Genomic DNA, 2,588 nt, shown 5'->3' on the forward strand with positions numbered 1-2,588 from the left:
GGCTGTTCCGGCTGCGCAGAATTATCAACATCTACCAGCCGTGCATAACCTTTTTGAACCAACTCACGGCCATGCTGTTCCAGCGTCTCCAGTGACTCGCCTTCAGTCACCACTACCCCACCAAAATAAATTGGTTTCACCGCGATAAGTTTCATCGTGTTACTCCAAAAATAGCGGCCCGGAGGCCGCCAGAAAAATTACTGGCCGCCGGAAGCCGGCACAGTAAAGGAGCCATAAATAAATGCTTCAGGGCGTTTTACTGCTAACGCCAGACGCTCTTCACAGCGAATAGAGATCATGTTTTTCTCGAAGTCATCGCCGTTCTCCGTCGAGATCACAACGTTTGCGTCTTCGCGGTCGAAAAGCTGTGCCGCAGCATTAAATGCACCTGTCAGGAACTTGCCCTGGAAAGCTGCTGCTTCAGTGGCGACAACCGGAAGCCCCCACAGCGTCGGCCCCGTCAACGCAGCCGGGTTCGCCAGGATATAGCGCCCCAGGGTGTCTTTAGTCAGTTCGATTTTCGCCCAGTCCATGAAGTGCAGGACGTGACCGGATGCAGGGAATCGGGCAAGTTGAGCCTGAAGCATTGCCAGGCGCAGATCGTCAATACCGTTCTGCTGTTCAACGGCAAATGCCGCGCTGTAAGCCGTGGCCTGCGGCACGATGCCATGGAGGTGAGCGCCAGTGCCATCACCAAACAGAATCTCCTGTTCTTCGACGTACTTAAGGCCGTAACGCATTTCCGCATCAATCATGGACTGCAACTGGGCGAAGTCGTCCAGAATCTGCTTGGATGCCTTGAACATGTGCGCGATGGTTGTCACAGGAGTGATTTTCGGCGTGAACTCAATATTGCTGTAAGGCTTGGCTGTATTCTCCGGAACCACTTTTGCAGCATTGGTAAAGCCGGTCTGCTGTACCCAGAAAATCGCCGGTGATCCAGTTCGACCAGGCGCGATTAAATCGCGAATAAATAAACGCTGCTTTGGCGCTACATCAATACCCGGCAGTCGTTGTGGTTCAACAACCCCCTCAGGAACGTCACTGGAAATCAGAGCAGCTTTTACAGGAACAGAAATACGCTTGTTCCCTTCGATGCTGGACGAGAGAACTTTAATGGCTTCAGCAGAGATAACCTGCTGGCCGACAGTTTCAATAACCTGTTTTGCGTTTGCCAGCGGCATCTGTGCAACATGCTGCTCCAGTTCGCCCAGCGCAGCCTTCAGAGTCTTTTCGGCTTCTTTCAGCGCATTAAACTCAGTCGCCATTTTGTCCACGGTTTCTTTGGTTTCCGCCGACAATTTGCCGTTCTTTTTCGCTTCAGTCAGCGCTTCTTCCGCTTTGGCGTTAAATTTGCCGGTTGCTTCTTCAATGGAAGCGGTGACTTTTTTCAGAATCTCGTTTACATCAGACATAAATGGTCCTTATTTGACTAACGCCGCAAGAGCGCTTTCAAGTGAATTGAGGGTTTCAGGTTTGATATCTTCGGCAGCGCCCGGCTTACCATCGGGATCGGTAACAGCGCCCGGCGTGTTACCTGTTAATGCTTTGATTAATTTCCGGCGCTCGGACCGGGGGGTATTTGTTTTCGCCAGCAGTGCATCAAGTTTGCGAAGCGCAGCTGCAGGTGATTCGTCGCCGTCGCTGACCGCATCAGCAGAAAGCAGACTGTCTGCCAGTCCCTTCGCCACAGCATCGCTGCCACCGATATAACTTTCGGCATCCATTAGTTTCTGAATGGCGGCAATATCAAGGCCGGATCGCGCCGCGTAAATATCAGCCATTGCGGTATCGAATGGCTCCAGTGACTGCGCCAGTTCAGCGAAGTCATGGCGGTTTCCCATCGCGTACAACCAGCAGTTATGGATCATCAGAAAGGCACCGCGGCCAATCTGAATATCATCCCCGGCCATCGCAATTATTGAGGCGGCACTGGCGGCAATGCCCAGCACCTTCACCGTTACATGGCCTTCGTATTCGCGGAGAAGGTTATAAATAGCCAGACCTTCGAACATGTCGCCACCCGGCGAGTTGATATTCACCGTAACATCTGCGCCGTTCATCGCCCGAAGCGCACCGGCAATACGTTTAGCTGTTATCCCTTCACCCCAGTAGTCCTGCCCTATAACATCAAAAACAGAAATAGTGTTATCGTCAGTAGTCGCCGCCTTGATCCCACCGTCCCAGCGGTCCAGTGCGGACGGTAATGTTTCACAGGTAACGCGCGCGCAGGGGCGACCCGCCGGCGCCACCGGAAGTTGTTTTTTGCTCATCAGGAAAGTGCTCCTAAGCGGCCTGTTTCAGCGGAGATTGTTCAAAGGAAATGTCGGGGAATACGTGGTTATGCAGCTCTCGCAAAGCCAGCGCCTGAACGGCAGGGTTGCTGCTTTCGAGATTTTTCAGTTGCGTCAGGTTGAGCTGAACGGTGTAAATATCGCCCCCTTCTATCGGCGGCATGTTCTCAAGACGGCGAACGTCATTGCGAGACATCCAGCCATTCTGCAGTGCGCTAGTATAGTAAGCAGCACGACCAGCGCTATCGGCGCGCAGAAGCCCTTCAACGGAGAACTCAGCAAACAAGTCCTCAT

4 protein-coding genes are annotated in these 2,588 nt (G+C 52.9%); all 4 read right to left on the reverse strand.

Annotation, left to right across the window (positions count from 1 at the left end; all coding sequences use genetic code 11):
• Positions 1-155: DUF7210 family protein (locus RRF55_RS26985; RefSeq protein WP_439419198.1), on the reverse strand; the 155-nt coding region annotated here is incomplete at its 3' end.
• 42 nt (positions 156-197) lie between these two features.
• Entirely contained in the window at positions 198-1,415 is a 1,218-nt protein-coding gene (locus tag RRF55_RS26990) for a phage major capsid protein (protein ID WP_040224309.1), read from the reverse strand.
• Between the two features lie 9 nt (positions 1,416-1,424).
• A complete protein-coding gene (locus RRF55_RS26995; RefSeq protein WP_040224307.1) occupies positions 1,425-2,273 on the reverse strand; it encodes a head maturation protease, ClpP-related in 849 nt (282 codons plus the stop codon).
• Positions 2,274-2,286: 13 nt separating this feature from the next.
• Positions 2,287-2,588: phage portal protein (locus RRF55_RS27000; RefSeq protein WP_439419197.1), on the reverse strand; the 302-nt coding region annotated here is incomplete at its 5' end.

This window comes from Klebsiella sp. K47, assembly GCF_051858335.1.
In the GTDB taxonomy this organism is placed as follows: Bacteria; Pseudomonadota; Gammaproteobacteria; order Enterobacterales; family Enterobacteriaceae; genus Klebsiella; species Klebsiella pneumoniae.